Genomic DNA, 3239 nt, shown 5'->3' with positions numbered 1-3239 from the left:
GATTCTTTCGGCGTCTTGGCCGAGCGGCCAAGAATAGAGACATCCGCAACCCCACGAGTAACGCCGTGACAGGGCGCGAACAGCTATTGCGGGCCCCAGCTTCCACAGGCAGACCGAATTCAATCGTCATCTCCGGTCAGTCCAGCTGATATGGGTGTGGGTTTTGTCAAGAGGGCAGGACGAGGCGCCACCAGGCTGGATGCTTGGTGGCGCCTGTCCCTCTGTTGACCCGAAGTGGCGTTGACGAGGGGGTTCGCGTGTCTGTCGACGGCGATGTCAGTCTGATATTCGCGGGTTGGTTACCGCAGGACGGTGCTTTCGGCTCGGAACGTCACGCCTGTCTAGAGTCGAGCGTCACCGCCCGCCAGGACGGCTGCTCATAGCTGTATCGCGGGTCGTTCCGGTCGCTGCGTCACCCCTCGCCGGCCGGTCTTCAGGTCAAGTTTGTGAGCCTCGAAGGACTACTCCTCGAGGACGGCGAGCGACCAGCACCAGCCCGCGAGTTCGCGGGCGATCGCGGCGTTAGCCACGATGGGGCGCTTCTTGCGCTTCTTGAACTGGTTCCAGCGATGGTTGAGGCGCCGGTTGCCCAGGTCTCCGCGGGCCCGGGCGGCGGGGCTGGCGAGGTCCCAGCGGTCGCGGATGGTCTTGCCGGGGACGTAGCGGTGCTGGTGGTGCCAGGCGGCCTCGACCAACAGCCGGCGGGCGTGGCTGTTGCCGGTCTTCGTGATCGGGCCCTGTGAGCGGGACTGGCCGGATGAGTTCTCCGACGGGATGAGTCCGACGAATGAGCCGATCGAGTTGCCGGTGAACCTAGTCCAGTCGCCAATCTCCACCGCCAAGCCGAAGCCGGTCAACGTGGAGATGCCCCGCAGGCAGCCGAGTCTGCGGACCACGGGCGTGTATTGGCTGTTCTCGGCCATGGCTTCAATGCGTTGGTCGAGACGATCACGGCGGGCCGTGATCGTGATCACACTGTCGTATGCCTCGTCGAACGCGGCCTGGACCAGGGGTGAGTCGAAGCGCTGCCGCTTGAGCCAAGCATCGTGGGCGCGGACCCAGGCCTGCCCGCCGGAGTAGACGATCCCATGGCGCAACAGCAGCTTCGAGAGCCGGTGCCTGGCGCGCATCAGGTCAGATCGACTGTCCTCCCGAGCCCTCACGAGGTCGCGGGCTGCTTCGGTGAGCTCGTCAGGAACGGTGACCGCGGTGAAAGCGTCCAGCCGCAACAACGTTGAGAGGTGTTCGGCGTCGATCGCGTCGGTCTTCACCCGGGCCCCCGACGGTCGCTGGAGCTTCGACGGGGCCGCCACCACGGTTCGGATGTCCTGTGACAGCAGGGTTCTGGCCAGGCCGTAGCCGGTCGGGCCGGCTTCGTAGATGGCTGCTGACGGTCCGGGCAGGGCCTTGATCCAGCTGGCGACCTCGACAGGGTCGGGGCAAAGTCGGGCTTTGAAGATCTCACCGGTCTGGACGTCCATGGCATGCGCCACGACGCTGCGGGCATGCACGTCCAGACCAACACTCGTACGCTCGGTAAACAACCGGGGCCTCCCACGTATGTCGGAAAGGCCAGACAGGACGCCCCTGTCCGGCAACCCACGAATCGTTGCGCGGCGAGGCCCCGGCCTGCCAGAGCCTCACCCCCGATCGGGGTCACCCATACCGTCTAGTCATCAGAGCACGGCGACATCGGTGCGTCGGCCTTCCCCGTGTGCTGTTCTGGCCGGGGTGGTGGTTCGTGGGTTAGGTGGTGGGCAGTGTGAGGCACACCGGCAGGAAGACCAGTTCGATCATGCGGCCCTCGTCGACGGAGGATCGCAGCTGGACGCGTGCGGGTTTGTCGTCCGGGGTGGGGATCCGGCCGGTGATGTGCGGGTGAGCAGCGATCGTGGTTTCGGCGGTGTACTGCATCTGGGTGAAGTTCTTGGCCTTGGAGAGCATGATGAGGCAGGCGGCGGTGTCGCGGGCGATGGTGTAGCCGGCGAGCTGGTCGATGGCTGCGGTGAGCTGTTTGGCGCCGTGCCACCACTTCAGTTCGGCGGTGAACAGGCGACGGTCGGCGGCGAAGATGGAGATGTCGGTCTTGCCCCGGTTGGTGAACACCTCGCCTGCGGCTTGGCCGCGCCAGTTCGCGTTGAGCACGAACAGCAACACATCGCGCAGCTGTTCTTCGCCGAACTCCGCGAGATGGCCGGCGGTCTCGGGCAGGGACTCGAGGGCGGTTGCGAAGCTGGCGATAGTGCTGATCACACCCTCTCGGGCTTCCCGCACGAGCGCCGGCAGGGGCTCCCCGGCGGCCGAACGGCGATGGAAGGCCTCGGCGCCCAACGCCTTGGGGGTCAGCGGCACCTGCTGCTCGGCGGGTGCGGGGGACAGGGAGATCCCGAGCTGCTCATGGACACGGTTCACGGTTTGGACCACCTCGACGCGGCGCGTGAGCTCGGACCGCAGCTTCGCCAGGGAGTCTTCGCGTTGCTGCTCGGCGATGGGGGCGTAAACGGCGATGATCTCCTTGACGAGCTGGTCGCAGGCCGTCAGGAGCTCGGCCAGCATCTGATCCAACGAGACCGATTTCCCGTCACGGGGGTTGACCGTGGTGGTGAGGATCCATGCAGCATGCGGCTTGTCTGCCCGGCAGGTGCAGGCATGATTTTGAGTGTCTCCGTGTGGGTAGATCTGAGTACCCAGAGCCTCAGCGAATTCGGGCCACCAAGCAGTGGGGAAGTGGACGGTGACCTGGTAGCGGTCTTCTTGGCCGGGCACCGGCCGCACACCATTCTTGGCAAGATGCACGTCACCGTCGAGCTCCACATCCGGAAGAAACAACACGGTCGTGGCGAGATGATCCATCCACGCCTCGACATCGCGTTGCAGCAGCCCATCGCTGCTGATGGTTCGGTAGACCAAGTCCGGGATCTCGTCGTATCTCACCCGATGAGTGAGGGGGCCGCGGCCGTTCCGGTAGTGCGTCTTGTGATGGATCATGCCGCGACGCTAGGCCCCACCACGGACAGTTTCTCCGGCCTGCATCGCACCGACGCGCTGGTCCTGGCCTGTCCTTGAACTGGTCGTGGGCTAGGGTTTCGCGCAACGGCCGAGGGTGTCAGATGGTTTGTGTAAGGGGTGGCTCCTGACAAGGAAGCAGACACACTGATGACCATGACCACCAAGGAAGACCGTGAAGACCGGCGACGTGCCCAGAGGGAAGGCGTCGCCGCGCTGGAGGCCTCCGGTGC

At 65.2% G+C, this 3239-nt stretch carries 3 protein-coding genes; 1 reads left to right on the top strand and 2 read right to left on the bottom strand.

Annotated elements, in window-relative coordinates:
• Positions 1-461 precede the first annotated feature (461 nt).
• Both ACHFFZ_RS02665 and ACHFFZ_RS02660 read right to left on the bottom strand, forming a co-directional pair.
• On the bottom strand, positions 462-1511 hold the full coding sequence (locus ACHFFZ_RS02665; RefSeq protein WP_394275117.1) for an IS110 family transposase: 1050 nt from the start codon (positions 1509-1511) through the stop codon (positions 462-464).
• Positions 1512-1746: 235 nt separating this feature from the next.
• The gene (locus ACHFFZ_RS02660; protein ID WP_394275116.1) at positions 1747-2556 is read right to left on the bottom strand and encodes a hypothetical protein; all 810 of its coding nucleotides are present in this window, start codon (positions 2554-2556) and stop codon (positions 1747-1749) included.
• 93 nt (positions 2557-2649) lie between these two features.
• Here ACHFFZ_RS02660 and ACHFFZ_RS02655 point away from each other — a divergent pair, with 93 nt between their 5' ends.
• Positions 2650-3066 carry a hypothetical protein gene (locus ACHFFZ_RS02655; protein WP_394275115.1) on the top strand — a complete coding sequence of 139 codons (417 nt, stop codon included), beginning with the start codon at positions 2650-2652 and terminating at the stop codon, positions 3064-3066.
• Positions 3067-3239: the final 173 nt, after the last annotated feature.

This window comes from Luteococcus sp. (assembly GCF_043424415.1).
In the GTDB taxonomy this organism is placed as follows: Bacteria; Actinomycetota; Actinomycetes; order Propionibacteriales; family Propionibacteriaceae; genus Luteococcus.
The sequence above is the reverse complement of the archived record's forward strand: the minus strand, read 5'-3'. Positions and strand labels throughout refer to the sequence as shown.